This is a genomic window from Streptomyces sp. NPDC029674 (assembly GCF_044903205.1).
Lineage (GTDB): Bacteria > Actinomycetota > Actinomycetes > Streptomycetales > Streptomycetaceae > Streptomyces.
The window spans coordinates 44,038-60,090 of record NZ_JBJDPY010000006.1 but is presented as its reverse complement, the minus strand read 5'-3'; the positions used below and the strand labels follow the sequence as shown (position 1 = coordinate 60,090).

The 16,053-nt window shown below is 70.5% G+C and carries 13 protein-coding genes; 10 read left to right on the top strand and 3 right to left on the bottom strand.

What is annotated here, in order from left to right; genetic code table 11:
• Positions 1-49 precede the first annotated feature (49 nt).
• The 8 genes from ACI2L3_RS15885 to ACI2L3_RS15850 all read left to right on the top strand — a co-directional run bounded on the left by ACI2L3_RS15885 (position 50) and on the right by ACI2L3_RS15850 (position 10,582).
• Positions 50-1,099 carry a BMP family protein gene (locus ACI2L3_RS15885; RefSeq protein WP_404753299.1) on the top strand — a complete coding sequence of 350 codons (1,050 nt, stop codon included), beginning with the start codon at positions 50-52 and terminating at the stop codon, positions 1,097-1,099.
• A gap of 231 nt (positions 1,100-1,330) precedes the next feature.
• Complete coding sequence (locus ACI2L3_RS15880; protein WP_404752966.1) at positions 1,331-2,383, top strand: BMP family protein; 1,053 nt, start codon at positions 1,331-1,333, stop codon at positions 2,381-2,383.
• A gap of 229 nt (positions 2,384-2,612) precedes the next feature.
• Positions 2,613-4,169, top strand: a complete 1,557-nt coding sequence (locus ACI2L3_RS15875; RefSeq protein ID WP_404753298.1) for an ABC transporter ATP-binding protein — start codon at positions 2,613-2,615, stop codon at positions 4,167-4,169.
• Positions 4,166-5,305 carry an ABC transporter permease gene (locus ACI2L3_RS15870; RefSeq protein ID WP_404752965.1) on the top strand — a complete coding sequence of 380 codons (1,140 nt, stop codon included), beginning with the start codon at positions 4,166-4,168 and terminating at the stop codon, positions 5,303-5,305. Before ACI2L3_RS15875 ends, ACI2L3_RS15870 begins: the two co-directional genes overlap by 4 nt.
• On the top strand, positions 5,302-6,564 hold the full coding sequence (locus ACI2L3_RS15865) for an ABC transporter permease (protein ID WP_404752964.1): 1,263 nt from the start codon (positions 5,302-5,304) through the stop codon (positions 6,562-6,564). Before ACI2L3_RS15870 ends, ACI2L3_RS15865 begins: the two co-directional genes overlap by 4 nt.
• Positions 6,561-6,962: a cytidine deaminase gene (locus tag ACI2L3_RS15860; protein WP_404752963.1), complete on the top strand. Its 402-nt coding sequence runs from the start codon at positions 6,561-6,563 to the stop codon at positions 6,960-6,962. Before ACI2L3_RS15865 ends, ACI2L3_RS15860 begins: the two co-directional genes overlap by 4 nt.
• Positions 6,963-7,062: 100 nt before the next feature.
• Complete coding sequence (locus ACI2L3_RS15855) at positions 7,063-8,340, top strand: thymidine phosphorylase (protein ID WP_404752962.1); 1,278 nt, start codon at positions 7,063-7,065, stop codon at positions 8,338-8,340.
• Between the two features lie 1,861 nt (positions 8,341-10,201).
• Positions 10,202-10,582 (top strand): STAS domain-containing protein, encoded by a 381-nt coding sequence (locus tag ACI2L3_RS15850; protein WP_404752961.1) that lies wholly within the window; start codon positions 10,202-10,204, stop codon positions 10,580-10,582.
• On the opposite strand, the gene ACI2L3_RS15845 is transcribed toward ACI2L3_RS15850, so the two are convergent.
• Together ACI2L3_RS15845 and ACI2L3_RS15840 are read right to left on the bottom strand one after the other, a co-directional pair.
• Positions 10,493-11,476 (bottom strand): sigma-70 family RNA polymerase sigma factor, encoded by a 984-nt coding sequence (locus tag ACI2L3_RS15845; protein WP_404752960.1) that lies wholly within the window; start codon positions 11,474-11,476, stop codon positions 10,493-10,495. The genes ACI2L3_RS15850 and ACI2L3_RS15845 overlap by 90 nt on opposite strands.
• A 110-nt stretch (positions 11,477-11,586) precedes the next feature.
• A complete protein-coding gene (locus ACI2L3_RS15840; RefSeq protein ID WP_404752959.1) occupies positions 11,587-12,873 on the bottom strand; it encodes an MFS transporter in 1,287 nt (428 codons plus the stop codon).
• 62 nt (positions 12,874-12,935) lie between these two features.
• On the opposite strand from ACI2L3_RS15840, the gene ACI2L3_RS15835 reads away from it, so the two are divergent.
• The gene (locus tag ACI2L3_RS15835; RefSeq protein WP_404752958.1) at positions 12,936-13,907 is read left to right on the top strand and encodes a LysR family transcriptional regulator; all 972 of its coding nucleotides are present in this window, start codon (positions 12,936-12,938) and stop codon (positions 13,905-13,907) included.
• A gap of 46 nt (positions 13,908-13,953) precedes the next feature.
• Here the strand turns inward: ACI2L3_RS15835 and ACI2L3_RS15830 are convergent, their stop codons facing one another.
• Complete coding sequence (locus ACI2L3_RS15830; RefSeq protein WP_404752957.1) at positions 13,954-14,718, bottom strand: alpha/beta hydrolase; 765 nt, start codon at positions 14,716-14,718, stop codon at positions 13,954-13,956.
• A gap of 102 nt (positions 14,719-14,820) precedes the next feature.
• Here ACI2L3_RS15830 and ACI2L3_RS15825 point away from each other — a divergent pair, with 102 nt between their 5' ends.
• Entirely contained in the window at positions 14,821-15,990 is a 1,170-nt protein-coding gene (locus ACI2L3_RS15825; protein WP_404752956.1) for an adenosine deaminase, read from the top strand.
• Positions 15,991-16,053 lie beyond the last annotated feature (63 nt).

The window sequence follows — 16,053 nt, the reverse complement described above, 5'->3', positions numbered from 1 at the left end:
CTCTTCGAAAACCCGGCAGTCCCGGTCCCGGAAATCTCGCGCCACTCACATCACCGCGGCCTTCGCGGTCCTCGCCCTCGCCGCGGCCGGCTGCGGCGAGACGAGCAACGAGGCCTCGCAGGACGACAACAGCAAGGGCCCCGCCGGCTCCTCGTACAAGGGCAAGGGCATCGGCCTCGCGTACGACATCGGCGGGCAGGGCGACCAGTCCTTCAACGACGCCGCCTACGCGGGGTATTCGAAGGCCCGCAAGGAGTTCAAGATCGGCGGCGTGGACATGGAGCCGGGCGACGGCGAGTCCAGCGCCGACAAGGTCCAGCGCCTCGAACAGCTCGCCAGGCAGGGGTACGACCCGGTCATCGGCGTCGGCTTCGTCTACGCGCCCGCGGTGGAGGCGGCTGCCAAGAAGTTCCCCGACACCACCTTCGGGATCATCGACGACAACACCGTGAAGGCGGACAACGTCGCCGACCTGGTCTTCCACGAGGAACAGGGCTCCTATCTGGCGGGCGTCGCCGCCGCCAAGGCCACCAAGGTCAAACACGTCGGATTCGTGGGAGGCGTGGACATTCCGCTCATCCACAAATTCGAGGCCGGATTCGTGCAGGGCGTGAAATCCGTCGACCCCAAGATCAAAATCGAGAAGCGGTATCTGACGGAAAAGCCCGAGGAGGGCGGATTCTCCAGCCCGGACAAGGGGCAGAACGCGGCGAGCGGACAGATCGAGTCCGGCGCCGACGTGATCTACCACGCGGCCGGTCTGTCGGGTCAGGGCGTCATCCAGGAGGTCGGCTCGCAGAAGAAGTGGGCCATCGGCGTCGACTCCGACCAGTACAAGCAGAAGGCCCTCGCCAAGTACAAGGACTACATCCTCGGCTCGGCGTTCAAGGACGTCGGCGGCGCGGTCTACGACCTGACGAAGTCGGTCGTCGACGGCAAGCCGATGAAGGGCGAGCAGCGCTACGACCTCAAGTCGGGCCGCGTCGGCTTCTCCGACTCGAACCCGAAGTACACGGAGATGAAGGACGTCGTCGCCGCCGTGGAGAAGGCCGAGAAGGACATCATCAGCGGCAAGGTCAAGGTGAAGATCGTTCCGTAGTGAGCGGTCCGGGACGTTTTACGTAGTACTGCGTGTGGCGACTGGGCGCCCCCCATCAAGGGGGCGCCCACCCGTCGTTCGGCCCCCCGACACCCGGTGGCCACAGCTCGATAACGGACCGGACAGAAGGGTTCTTATGTCAGGTCTACGCGCGTTACGCTGCGGCGAAATCAGCGCCGGGTGAGGCGCTCGAACGTGCTTGTGCTTGCTTGTACTAAGGAGTTCGTCTCTATGCGCCGGGTGTCTCGAATAGCTGTCGCGGGCGCCGCGACCGCCGCTCTTGCCGTAACCGTCTCCGCCTGTGGTGGCACGTCCAGCGACGCCGCCGCGAGCAAGGACGACAAGAACAAGGGCGTCGCCATCGCCTACGACGTCGGTGGCGCCGGCGACCAGTCCTTCAACGACGCCGCGACCGTCGGCATGAAGAAGGCCGCCAAGGAGTTCAAGACCGGCGAGAAGGCCGTCGAGCCCGTCGACGGCGAGTCCGACGCCGACAAGACGCAGCGCCTGACGCAGCTCGCCAAGCAGGGCTACAACCCGGTCATCGGCGTCGGCTACGCGTACGCACCCGCCATCAAGGAGGTCGCGGAGAAGTTCCCGAAGACCACCTTCGGCATCGTCGACGACGAGACGGTCAAGGCCGACAACGTCTCCGACCTGGTCTTCAGCGAGCAGGAGGCGTCCTACCTCGCGGGCGTCGTCGCCGCCAAGGCCACCAAGTCCAAGACCGTCGGCTTCGTCGGCGGCGTGGACGTCCCGCTGATCCACAAGTTCGAGGCGGGCTTCGCGCAGGGCGTCAAGGACACCAACCCCAAGGTCAAGGTCGTCAAGCAGTACCTGACCGAGAAGGCCGAGGACGGCGGCTTCTCCAGCCCCGACAAGGGCAAGACCGCCGCGCAGGGCCAGATCGAGAAGGGCGCCGACGTGGTCTACCACGCCGCGGGCCTCTCCGGTCAGGGCGTCATCGAGGCCGCGGCCGCCAAGAAGGTCTGGGCGATCGGCGTCGACTCCGACCAGTACAAGCAGGACGCTCTCGCCAAGTACAAGAAGTACATCCTGACCTCGGCGACCAAGGACGTCGCGGGCTCCGTGTACAACCTGGCGAAGGCCGTCGAGGACGGCACCGCCAAGGGCGGCGTCGTCCGCGCCGACCTCAAGTCGGGCGGTGTCGCGCTCGCCGACTCGAACCCCGACTTCATGAAGATGAAGGACGTCCAGGAGGCCCTGAAGAAGGCCGAAGAGGGCATCAAGGGCGGCAAGATCAAGGTCAAGACCACGCCGTAACGGCGCGGTTGCCACATCGACTGCCCGTAACGGCAGCGTGATTCTCGTGCGACGGGGTGTGGGGGACGATGTTTCCCCCGCGCCCCGTTCGCGCGGACCACATCCAGAACTGAGCATCAGTCACTAGCAGGGGCACTGCGCGCGTAGGCGGCCCCTTTCCTTCAGGCCCTTCAGGCCTTCTGGCCCCCGAGGAGAGTGCGCCATCGACGCGTCCACCAACCCTCCGCCCATCGCCGTCGAACTCGCCGGCATCACCAAGCGCTTCCCCGGAGTCGTCGCCAACCACGACATCCACCTGACCGTCCGCAAGGGCACCGTGCACGCCCTCGTCGGTGAGAACGGCGCGGGCAAGTCGACCCTGATGAAGATCCTCTACGGCATGCAGAAGCCGGACGAGGGCACCATCACCGTCGACGGCGAACAGGTCGCCTTCGGCAGCCCCGGCGACGCGATCGCCCGCGGCATCGGCATGGTGCACCAGCACTTCATGCTCGCCGACCAGCTCACCGTCCTGGAGAACATCGTTCTCGGCAGCGAGAAGCTGCACGGCATCGGTGGCGCGGCCCGCCGCACCATCCTCGACCTCTCCGACCGCTACGGACTCGGCGTGCGCCCCGACGCGTACGTGGAGGACCTCGGCGTCGCCGACCGGCAGCGCGTGGAGATCCTCAAGGTCCTCTACCGCGGCGCCACCACGCTGATCCTCGACGAGCCGACGGCCGTGCTCGTGCCGCAGGAGGTCGACGCGCTCTTCGACAACCTCCGCGACCTCAAGGCCGAGGGCCTGTCCGTCATCTTCATCTCGCACAAGCTGGGTGAAGTCCTGTCCGTCGCCGACGACATCACCGTCATCCGGCGCGGCACCACGGTCGGCACGGCGATCCCGTCCGAGACGACGCCGCGCCAGCTCGCCGAGCTCATGGTGGGCAGCGAACTGCCCACCCCCGAGACCGCGGAGTCGACGGTCACCGACCGCCCGATGATCCAGGTGGAGGGCCTCAAGCTGCTCGCCGACGGCGACTCGGGCCGCGCCCTGCTCGACGACATCTCCTTCACGATCCACGAGGGCGAGGTCCTCGGCATCGCGGGCGTCGAGGGCAACGGCCAGACCGAGCTGATCGACGCGCTCATCGGCCTCAAGCACGCCGACTCCGGCGTCATCCGGATGGCCGGCGAGGACATCACCGCCGTCCCCACCCGCAAGCGGCGCGAGGACGGCATCGGGTACATCCCCGAGGACCGCCACCGCCACGGCCTCCTCCTGGAGTCCCCGCTGTGGGAGAACCGCATCCTCGGCCACGTCACCGAGCGGCCGAACGCCGGCGGCAAGGTCGGCTTCTGGCTCGACCTCAAGAGCGCGCAGGCCGACACCCGCCGCATCGTCGAGGAGTACGACGTCCGTACGCCCGGCATCGACGTGACGGCGGCCTCGCTCTCCGGCGGCAACCAGCAGAAGCTGATCGTCGGCCGCGAGATGAGCCACAAGCCGCGCTTCCTGATCGCCGCCCACCCCACCCGCGGTGTCGACGTCGGCGCGCAGGCGCAGATCTGGGACCAGATCCGCGAGGCGCGCCGCGAGGGCCTGGCCGTGCTGCTGATCTCCGCCGACCTCGACGAGCTGATCGGCCTCTCCGACACGCTGCGCGTGATCTACCGCGGGCAGCTCGTGGCGGACGCCGACCCGGCCACCATCACGCCGGAGGAGCTCGGCTCGGCGATGACCGGTGCCGCCTCGGGTCACTTGGAGCACGTGGAAGAAGACGCCCCGGAGGACGAGGCCCGATGAAGAAGTTCGACAAGGAGCGCGTGCTCCTCGCGGTGGCCGGGCCGGTCATCGCGCTGATCGCGGCCGTGGCGCTGACCTCGGTCGTGCTGCTCGCCTCCGGCAAGAGCCCGATCGAGCCGTACACCCTGATGCTGGAGCAGGCCACCTTCTCCGACGTGCAGGTGCTGATCCTCAACCAGGCCGGCATGTACTACCTGGCGGCGCTCGCGGTGGCCATCGGCTTCCGCATGAACCTGTTCAACATCGGTGTGGACGGCCAGTACCGCCTCGCCGCGATGATCACCGCGGTCGTCGGCACGCACCTCGCGCTGCCGTCCTTCCTGCAGATCCCCGTGCTCATGCTGGTCGCCATGCTCACCGGCGCCTTCTGGGCCGGCATCGCGGGCGTCCTCAAGACCACCCGCGGCGTCAGCGAGGTGGTCGCCACGATCATGCTCAACGCCATCGCGACGAGCGTCATCGCCTACCTCACCCTCACCGAGAACTTCGGCGTCCCGGTCGGCAACAACCAGACCACCGGCGTCATGGAGAAGTCCGGCTGGTTCCCCGGCATCAAGGTGGCGGGCGGCGAGATCTACGGCTTCGTGGTCGTCGCGGTCCTCGCCGGCGTCCTGTACTGGCTCGTCCTCAACCGCACCCGGTTCGGCTTCGACCTGCGCGCCACCGGCGCCTCCGAGTCGGCCGCCGCGGCCTCCGGTGTCAACGCCAAGCGCATGGTGCTCAGCGCGATGCTGATCTCCGGCGCGGTGTCGGGCCTCGCGGGCCTGCCGATCCTGCTCGGCGACACCCACACGTACAGCCTCTCCTTCCCCGCGGGCCTCGGCTTCACCGCCATCGGCATCGCGCTCCTCGGCCGCAACAACCCCGTCGGCATCGCCTTCGCGGCGCTGCTCTGGGCCTTCCTCGACAAGGCCTCGCCCGCCCTCGACTACGCCCAGCCGGAGGCGTACGACAAGGAGATCGCGGTGATCATGCAGGGCCTCATCGTGATCGCGGTCGTCGTCTCCTACGAGGAGGTGCGCCGCTGGGGCCTGCGCCGTCAGCAGCGCCGCGTCGGTGAGGAACTGGCCGCCGCCGCCCGGGCGAACGGCAACAACGGCAACAACGACTCAGTGAAGGAGGTGGCTGCCCGATGAGCTCGGCAACCGTCGCCAAGCCCTCGGCCCAGCAGCCCACACCGGGCCGCCGCCGCATCTCGCTCCCCGTCCTCCTGCTGGTCATCGCCGGTGTCCTGGTGCTGACCTCGGTGGTCCGCATGATCACCGGCGCCGACGGCATCACGTCCACCGGCCAGATGTCCACGGCACTCAAGCTCGCCGTGCCGATCGGCCTCGCCGGTCTCGGCGGTCTCTGGGCCGAGCGCGCGGGCGTCGTCAACATCGGCCTCGAAGGCATGCTGATCCTCGGCACCTGGTTCGGCGCCTGGGCCGGCTTCCAGTGGGGCCCGTGGGTGGGCGTCCTCTTCGGCATCCTCGGCGGCGCGCTCGGCGGCCTGCTGCACGCCATCGTGACGATCACCTTCAACGTCAACCACATCGTCTCCGGCGTGGCCCTCAACATCCTCGCCCTCGGCGCCACCCGCTACCTCGCCACCTTCGCCTTCGAGGGCGAGGAGGGCGGTACGTCGAAGCAGTCGCCGCCCGTCGAATCGCTCGGCAACTTCTCCGTGCCGGGCCTCTCCGACTGGCTCGCCGACCTCAACGGCAAGCACTGGTTCCTGGTCTCCGACCTCGCCGGCCTGTTCGGCGGCCTGTTCACCGACCTGTCGCCGCTGACGGTGATCGCGGTGGCGATGGTTCCGCTGAGCTGGTGGATCCTGTGGCGCACGTCGTTCGGCCTGCGCCTGCGCTCCTGCGGCGAGAACCCGATCGCCGCCGAGTCCCTCGGCGTCAACGTCTACAAGTACAAGTACCTGGCCGTGGTCATCTCCGGCGGCCTCGCCGGTCTCGGCGGTGCCTTCCTCTCCCTCGTCGCCTCCAACATCTACCTGGAGGGCCAGACCGGCGGCCGCGGCTACATCGGCCTCGCCGCGATGATCTTCGGCAACTGGATGCCGGGCGGACTCGCGCTCGGCGCGGGCCTGTTCGGTTACACCGACAGCCTGAAGCTCCGGGGTGGCGGCACCAACGTCCACGCGCTGCTCCTGCTCATCGCGATCCTGCTGGTCATCGGCGCGATCTACCTCGCGTGGCGCAAGCGGTACGTCCCCGCGGTGATCACCGCGGCCGTCTCCGCGCTGATGTTCCTGTGGTACGGCTTGACCGACGAGGTGCCCAACCAGGTCGTCACCGCCACCCCGTACGTGGTGACCCTGCTGGTCCTCTCGCTCTCCGCCCAGCGGCTGCGGATGCCGAAGGCGGACGGAATGCCGTACCGGAAGGGCCAAGGAAAGTGACGACTGCCGCCACGGACACCGACTGGGACTCCCTGCGGGAGGCCGCGCGCGAGGCCATGTCCCGCGCGTACGCCCCCTACTCGGGCTTCCCGGTCGGTGCCGCGGCCCTGGTCGACGACGGCAGAACGGTCTCCGGCTGCAACGTGGAGAACGCCTCCTACGGACTCGGCCTCTGCGCCGAGTGCGGCCTGGTCTCGCAGCTCCAGCTGACCGGCGGCGGCCGCCTCACGCACTTCACCTGCGTGGACGGCAAGGGCGAGATCCTGATGCCGTGCGGGCGCTGCCGCCAGCTGCTGTACGAGTTCGGGGGCCCGGAGCTGCTCCTGGAGACCGCGTCGGGCGTGCGCACGCTCGCGGACATGCTGCCGGACGCGTTCGGACCGCAGCACCTCAACTGAGCCCCGGCCCCCGCCTGTTGGCGGGGGCCTTCTCCATGGCCTTGCTCTATGCGCGTAGAGTCTGGCCGGTACGACGCCGTAACTGCTGGAAGGACATGCCATGGACGTCATCTCCGTCATCCGCACCAAGCGCGACCGGGGCGAGCTCAGCGACGAGCAGATCGACTGGGTCATCGACGCGTACACCCGCGGCACGGTCGCCGACGAGCAGATGTCGTCCCTCGCGATGGCGATCCTGCTCAACGGCATGAACCGCAAGGAGATCGCCCGCTGGACCGCCGCGATGATCGCGTCCGGCGAGCGCATGGACTTCTCCTCGCTCTCCCGCCCCACCGCCGACAAGCACTCCACCGGCGGCGTCGGCGACAAGATCACACTGCCGCTCGCCCCGCTGGTCGCCGCGTGCGGCGCGGCCGTCCCGCAGCTGTCGGGCCGCGGCCTCGGCCACACCGGCGGCACCCTCGACAAGCTGGAGGCCATCCCCGGCTGGCGCGCGCTGCTCTCCAACGAGGAGATGCTGAGCGTCCTCGACGGCGTCGGCTCGGTCATCTGCGCGGCGGGCGACGGCCTCGCCCCCGCCGACAAGAAGCTCTACGCCCTGCGCGACGTCACCGGCACGGTCGAGGCGATCCCGCTGATCGCCTCCTCCATCATGTCGAAGAAGATCGCCGAGGGCACGGGCTCGCTCGTCCTCGACGTGAAGGTCGGCACCGGCGCCTTCATGAAGAACCTCGACGACGCTCGCGAACTCGCCTCCACCATGGTCGAGCTGGGCACCGACAGCGGTGTCCGCACGGTGGCCCTGCTCACCGACATGTCGACGCCGCTCGGCCTGACGGCGGGCAACGCCCTCGAGGTCCGCGAGTCGGTGGAGGTCCTCGCGGGCGGCGGCCCGGCCGACGTCGTCGAACTCACCCTCGCCCTCGCCCGCGAGATGCTCGACGCGGCGGGCCTGACGGACGCCGACCCCGCGAAGGCGCTGGCCGACGGCTCGGCGATGGACGTGTGGCGCTGCATGATCGCGGCGCAGGGCGGCGATCCGGACGCGGAGCTGCCCGTGGCACGCGAGCAGCATGTGATCACCGCCCCGTCGTCCGGTGTCCTCACCCGTCTCGACGCGTACGACGTCGGTGTCGCCGCCTGGCGTCTCGGCGCGGGCCGTGCGCGCAAGGAGGACGTGGTCCAGGCGGGCGCGGGCGTCGAACTCCACGCCAAGCCGGGCGACTCCGTCGAGGCGGGGGCTCCCTTGATGACCCTGCACACCGATACGCCGGAGCGGTTCGCGTACGCGCTGGAGTCGGTGGAGGGTTCGTACGACATCGCGCCGGCGGGGACGTCCTTCTCGCCGACCCCGATCGTCCTGGACCGGATCGGCTAGCGGCGCGGTGGTCAGGGTGGGGCGGTGACTTTGGTGGGCCTGCGCCTTCGATGGTCACCGGGGCCGCCCGGTTTTTGCGGAGTGTGGCGGTTCCGGGCCACCAGTAAAGGGCGCTCCTACGTCGCGTCGGCTGCGCCGATTCCGCTCCGCTCCACCCTTGACTGCCGTCCCTCCACCGCAGGTTGACGTTGACCCGGACGGCCAGGGGTGGGGCGACGGACCCCTCTGCTCGGGTCATTCCCTTTCGCTGCCGGGTGCGGACCGGCCCAACGTGAGTCCCCGTCACGGTCGAGGCGCGGCCCACGGCTTCGCCGCTCGGGCCATCCCCTCTCGCGGCCGGGTGCGGCCCGGCCCATCGTGGGCGGGAGCCACGGTGAGGGCTCGGTCAGCCGCCCGGCTTCTCCGCTCGGGTCATCGGCTCTCGCTGCCGCGTGCGACCCGGCCCATCGTGGGTGCCCGCCACGGTCTGGGCTCGGCCAGCCGCCCGGCCTCTCAGCCCGGGTCATCGGCTCGCGCTGCCGCGTGCGGACCGGCCCATCGTGGGCGGATGCCACGTTCTCGGCGCGGCCAGGCCCCGGCTTTGCCGCTCGGGCCATCGGCTCTCGCCGCCGGGCGCGGACCGGTTCATCGTGTGCCGCGCCACGCTTGGGGCACGGTCTTCGGCCTTCGGCGTGGCGGCGCCGGTCGGGGACCTACTTTGGAAAAGTAGTGAACCGGATCGGCGCGCGCCCCCCTGCCACACCCCGCGCTCCGCCAACCGGTCAGGCATACGAACGGACTCCCCGCTCGGGCCACCCGCTCGCGCTGCCGGGTGCGGACCGGCCCATCGTGGGTGCCCGTTGCGGTTTGGGCGCGGCCACCCGCCCGGCCTCGCCGCTCGGGTCATCCCCTCGCGCTGCCGGGTGCGGACCGGCCCATCGTGGGTGCCCGTTGCGGTTTGGGCGCGGCCACCCGCCCGGCCTCGCCGCTCGGGTCATCCCCTTGCGCTGCCGGGTGCGGTCCGGCCCATCGCGGGTGCCCGTTACCGTCTGGGCTCGGCCAGCGGCCCCGGCTTCGCCGCTCGGCGGCACCTACTTTGGGAAAGTTGCGAATGCGTGTGCCGCGCGCCCCCCTGCACAGCCAATACGCCCCCGGCGTGCGGGCCCGTTATGCCCCATTCGCGGCCCGGATGGGTACGAGCGACAGGCGCGCGAGGTGTGAGAGGGGGGCGCGCGCCGACCCGGTTCGCAACTTTCCCAAAGTAGGTCCCCGACCAGGGTGGCAACGGGGGAGACCGAGCGCCGACCGTGACGGGCACTCACGTTGGACCGCTCCGCACCCGGCAGCGAGAGCCGATGACCCGAGCGGAGAAGCCGGTGGCGGCGCCTCGACCGTGACGGGCACTCACGATGGGCCGGACCGCACCCGGCACCGAAAGCTGATGACCCGAGCGGCGAAGCCGGGCCAGCCCCAAGCGTGGCGTCGACCCACGATGGACCGGTCCGCACCCGGCAGCGAAAGGGGATGACCCGAGCGGCGAAGCCGGGCGGCTGGCCGAGCCCCGACCGTGGCGTCCGCTCACGTTGAGCCGGTCCGCACCCGGCGATGAAAGGGGATGGTCCCGCCCCGCGATCCCGCAGCCCCCACCCCTGGCCGTCCGGGTCAAGGTTTGCGTGCGGTGGAGGAGCGGCAGTCAAGGGTGGAGCGAAGCGGAATCGGCGGAGCCGACGCGTAGCGCAGCGGAGCGCCCTTTACTGGCGGTCCGGAGGCGCCACACTCCGCTAAAAGCCGGGCGGCCCCGGTGACCATCGAAGGCGCAGGCCCACCGAAGACGCCGCCGCCCCCACCGATGAGTTCCGCCCGCCCCCGCGGTCAACCCTGCGTGACTGCTCCCGAAGAGAACCTCATCCGTATCGAGGGCCCCGTGCGGCCGGGTGACATCCCGGGCCTGTGCGAGCGGGTGGCCGCCGCCCGGCACGGGCCCGGTGGCGGTGGGGCGGGCGATGTCGTCTGTGATGTCGGTGCCGTCACCACCGCCGACCTCACCACCGTCGACGCGATCGCCCGCCTGCACCTCGCCGCCCGCAGGGCCGGGAGCCGGATCCGGCTCAGGAATCCGACCCCGGGGCTGCTGGCGCTGATCGGGCTCGTCGGGCTCGTCGAACTCTGTGGGCTAGTCGTCGAGATGGAGGGGAACTCCGAACAGCGGGAACCACCGCTGGGTGTCCAGGAAGCAGTGGAAGCCGGCGATACGGCCCTCTGAGATCTCGACGACCTGGATCGACCAGGGCATGAAGCCACCGTTGTCGGGGTCGGGCTTGTACTGCGCGAAGCCCGGCGTGCCGTTCACGTTCACCGGCAGCAGACGGCCGTTGGCGCACGCGGCGCCCATCGTGGACATGAAGCCCGTGATGTCCGCCGTACCGCGCAGCCACAGGTCGAACGGCGGCATCGTCATGACGGCGTCCTCGGCGAGCAGTGCGGTGAGCGCCGCCATGTCGTACCCCTCGAAGGCCGTCACATAGCGGTCGAGGAGCTTCTGCTGCTCCTCGTCGAGCGGGTCGGAGACGGCCGTGTCGTCCGCCGGCCGCTCGGCGAGGGTGGCGCGGGCCCGCTGCAGCGCGCTGTTCACCGAGGCGACGGAGGTGTCGATCAGCTCGGCGACCTCGTTGGCCTTCCAGGCGAGGACCTCGCGCAGGATCAGCACGGCGCGTTGCTTGGGCGGCAGGCTTTGCAGGGCGGCTACGAACGCGAGGCGCACGGACTCCTTCGCGACCGCGGCCTCGGCGGGGTCGTGCAGGGACGGCAGCACGCGGGCGTCCGGCATCGGCTCCAGCCAGGTGTTGTCCGGGCGCGGGTTGAGCGCGGCCTGGGCCAGCGGGGCGGCGGCGGTCAGGTCCATGGGGCGGGCGCGGCGGTTGCCCGCGTTCAGCATGTCCAGGCAGACGTTCGTCGCGATGCGGTACAGCCAGGAGCGGATGCTGGAGCGGCCCTCGAACTTGTCGAAGCTGCGCCAGGCCCGCACCATCGTGTCCTGCACGGCGTCCTCGGCCTCGAAGGCCGAGCCCAGCATCCGGTAGCAGTACCCGGTCAGTTCGACCCGGTGCTTCTCCAGCGTGACGTCCAGCTCGGTCGTCGTCCCTGCGCTGTCGCTCATCCCCACCCACCCCTGGCTTCCGAGCGGGACCCGATGTGAGGCCCCACACATCGGAAGCTACCGCAGCCCACTGACAACGGCCCCCGGAGTAGGAAAACCCGCAGGTCGAATCAGCAGGAGCGCGCGACAAGGCCGCGCCGCCGCTCCGTACGCGCGACATGCGAGCCCCACACCGTCACCGACACGACGCCGAGCACGGCCAGCACGCCGAGCCCCACCGTCCCGGCCCAGCCACCCGCGTGGAAGGCGACCGCGCCGAGCGTGCCGCCCGCGCTGGAACCCAGGTAGTACGCGGACTGGTAGAGCGCCGACGCCTGCGCCCGCCCGGTCGTGGCCGTACGGCTCACGGAGGAGGACGCGACCGCGTGGCCCGCGAAGAAACCGGCGGTGATGAGTACGAGCCCCAGCAGGACGAGCACCAGCGAGGAGGAGAGGGAGACGAGCAGTCCGCCCGCCGTCGTGCTCACCGCCAGATACAGCGCCCCGCGCCGCCCGAGCCGGGCCACCAGCTTCCCGGCGGCCGCCGAGGAGACCGTACCGACGAGGTAGACCAGGAAGATCGAGCCGATGACACCCTGCGGCAGTGAGAACGGCGCCTCGGTGAGCCGGTATCCGATCACCGTGTAGACCGCGCCGAAGACGGTCATGAACAGCGCCCCGATCACGTACAGCCTGCACAGCAGCGGGTTCGACAGGTGCGTACGCACCGTGCGCACGAGGGACTTGGGGCTGAGCGGCCCCGGCGTGAAGTGCCGGGGCGCGGGCAGCAGCACGCGGAAGGCGACCGCGCACAGCACCGCGACGGCACCCACGACGGCCAGCGCCGCCCGCCAGCCCCAGGCCTGCGCGACCCAGCCGGTGACGATGCGCCCGCTCATGCCGCCGATGGAGTTGCCCGCCACGAACATGCCGATCGCGGCGACCAGCGCCTTCGGCCGCACCTCCTCGGCGAGGAACGCCATCGCGGACGCGGGAAGCCCGGCGAGGGCCGCGCCCTGCACGGCACGCAGCGCGATCAGCACCTCGACCGACGGGGCGAAGGGGACCAGGAGTCCGACGGCGACGGCGACGGTCAGCGAGGCCGTCATCACCGCGCGCCGCCCGTAGCGCTCGCTGAGCGCGCTCAGCGGAAGGACGAGAAGAGCCAGTGCGCCCGTGGCCGCCGACACCGTCCAGCTGGCCGTGCTCGCGCTCACGCCGAAGTCCGCGGAGACGAGCGGCAGGAGGGCCTGCGTGGAGTAGAGGAGGGCGAAGGTGGCGACGCCCGCGAGGAAGAGCGCGAAGCTCATCCTGCGGTAGCCGGGTCCGCCCGGGGTCAGACGTGAGTCGGCGGCGGGGGACGACGGGGTGAGGGCGGCCGCATGGGTGGCGGTCGCCCCGCTACTGGCAGGAGGCATGCCACGAACGTACGGCCGGTTTTTTGATGCGTCCAATGCATGGAATCGCCATAATCGTTCCCATGCAGCATCAGCACAGGTCACAGCCGCGCGTGTCACAGAACAGTGACGTGGAGGACATCGTGACGCTGCTCGCTCCTCGCCTCGCGTACTTCGCGGGAGCCGCCAGGACCGAGCACGTCACGCGCGCCGCCCAGCAGATGCGGATCCCCCAGTCGACGCTGTCGCGCGCCCTCGTCCGGCTCGAACGGGACCTCGGCGTGGACCTGTTCGCCCGCCGCGGCCGCACGGTCTCCCTCACTCCGGCGGGCCGCACCTTCCTCACCTCCGTCGAGCGGGCGCTCGGCGAGGTGGAGCGCGCGGCCGAGTCGGTGCGCGCGGACGCCGACCCGGAGTCCGGCAAGGTCGCGTTCGGCTTCCTGCACACGATGGGCTCCGAGACGGTGCCCGGACTGATCCGCGCCTTCCGCGCCGACCACCCGCGCGTGCGCTTCAGCCTCGTCCAGAACTACGGCGAGGCGATGATCGAGCGGCTGCGCGCAGGCGAGCTCGACCTCTGCCTCACCTCACCCGTGCCCGACGCCCCCGACCTGGTCGCCCGCCGCCTCGACGAGCAGCGCCTGCGCCTGGTCGTGCCCGACGACCACCGGCTGGCCACCCGCAAGCGGGTCCGCCTCGCCGAGGCCGCCGAGGAGGCCTTCGTGACCCTGGAGCCGGGCTACGGCCTGCGCCGCATCACGGACGACCTCTGCCGGGAGGCGGGCTTCAAGCCCCGTGTGGCCTTCGAGGGCGAGGAGGCGGAGACGCTGCGCGGCCTGGTCGCGGCGGGCCTCGGCGTGGCCCTGCTGCCGCCGCCCGCCGTGCCCCGCCCCGGAGTCGTGGAGCTGACGGTGACCGGGCAGCGGGCGGTGCGTGAGATCGGCGTGGCCTGGCTGGGCGGCCACCCGGACACCCCACCGGTGGCGGCGTTCAAGAAGTTCCTGCTGAGCAGGAAGGGCAACTTGGTGGCGGGTATGAGCCCGTCCGGCGATTGAGGACGAACTCGGCGAAGCCGGTGACGGACAGAGCCCCGTCACGGGGTCACCTCCGAAGGGACTGCCCGAAGCCGGCGGCCAGCGGCATCCGCAGCCCCAGCGGCGGCGGCGCCGCCAACGCGTCCTCCAGCGGCCGGGCGAACCCCGCCCCGAACAGCGTGCCCAGCACGAAGTCCGAGGCCAGTGCCAGGACTTCCGACTGGTGCTGCTGCAAGCGGTGCCCGTCGGAGTGGACCTCGAACCGGCACACGTCACGGTTCGCCTTCTTCGCCCGCTCCGCGAACCGGAACGACAGCTCGGGGTCGGTCCGCTCGTCGTTCGTGCCGTGCACGATGAGCACCCGCCGCCCCGCGAGGTGCTTCACCGGCTCGGGCGGCGCGGCCACGTCGTCCTCGGGCAGCCAGGGCGCCAGCGCGAGAACGGAGTTGACGGCCTCGTGCCCGCCCGCGCGCAGCGCCGCACGGCCGCCCATGTCCACTCCGGCGAGACAGACGGGGACGTCCCCGTAGCGACGTACGACCTCGTCCGCCGCCCAGGCCGTGTCGCGGGCCAGTTCCGCCTGCGCGCCGTTCCACCCCCGGCAGCGGTAGCGCACGACGTGCGTGACGAGGCCCGCCTCGCGCCCGTCGTGGGCCAGTCTGCGGCGCAGCGCGCGCAGGCCGACGCCCGCCAGCGGTGACGGTCTGCGCGTGGAGGTCTCGGCGCCGCCGGGCAGCAGGAGCACCGCGCCGCCCACCGCCGAGGGCGCCGTCCCGATCGCGCGCCCGAGCCTGGCCGCGCCCGCCGGCCCCGCGGTCCCTTGCTGTGCCATGACAGAACAGTGTCAGAAGCCATGGTGTACGCCACCCGTCCGCAGGGTCACTGTTACGTATCGACCAGTGAGTTCTACGCGCGTAGGCGCTAGAGTGCCGAAATGACGAGCCAGACACACACGACCGGTCACACGGACCGTGAAACGCCCAGCGCCGAGCAGATCCGCCGCGCCCCGAAGGTGCTCCTCCACGACCACCTCGACGGCGGCCTGCGCCCCGGCACGATCGTCGACCTCGCCCGCGACTGCGGGTACGAGGGCCTGCCCGAGACCGACCCCGACAAGCTCGGGATCTGGTTCCGCGAGGCGGCCGACTCCGGCTCCCTGCCGCGCTACCTGGAGACCTTCGCCCACACCTGCGCGGTGATGCAGACGAAGGACGCCCTCAAGCGCGTCGCCGCCGAGTGCGCCGAGGACCTCGCCGAGGACGGCGTCGTCTACGCCGAGATCAGGTACGCGCCCGAGCAGCACCTGGAGAGCGGCCTCACCCTCGAAGAGGTCGTCGAGGCGGTCAACGAAGGCTTCCGCGAGGGCGAGCGCCGCGCGAGGGCCAACGGCCACCGCATCCGCGTGGGCGCGCTCCTCACCGCCATGCGGCACGCCGCCCGCGCCCTGGAGATCGCCGAACTCGCCAACCGCTACCGCGACTTCGGAGTGGTCGGCTTCGACATCGCGGGCGCAGAGGCGGGCTTCCCTCCCACCCGCCACCTCGACGCCTTCGAGTTCCTCAAGCGCGAGAACAACCACTTCACGATCCACGCGGGCGAGGCCTTCGGCCTGCCGTCGATCTGGCAGGCCCTGCAGTGGTGCGGTGCCGACCGCCTCGGCCACGGCGTGCGCATCATCGACGACATCGAGGTCGCCGACGACGGCACCGTGAAGCTCGGCCGCCTCGCCTCGTACGTGCGTGACAAGCGGATCCCGCTGGAGCTCTGCCCGACGTCCAACCTCCAGACGGCGGCGGCGTCTTCCTACGCGGAGCACCCCATCGGGCTGCTTCGCAAGCTGCACTTCCGCGCGACGGTGAACACCGACAACCGCCTGATGTCGGGCACCAGCATGAGCCGCGAATTCGAGCACCTGGTCGGCACGTTCGGCTACACGCTCGACGACATGCAGTGGTTCACAGTCAATGCGATGAAATCAGCATTCATTCCTTTCGATGAACGCCTCGCCATGATCAACGACGTGATCAAGCCCGGCTATGCCGAGCTGAAGTCCGAATGGCTGTTCCGGCAGACCGCCTCGACCAGCGCTTCTGTCGGGAGCTGAGGCAATTCGTCCGCGTCGGCGGGACGGATCGGCGGCCGGGATATTTTCTTCCCGGCCGCTTTC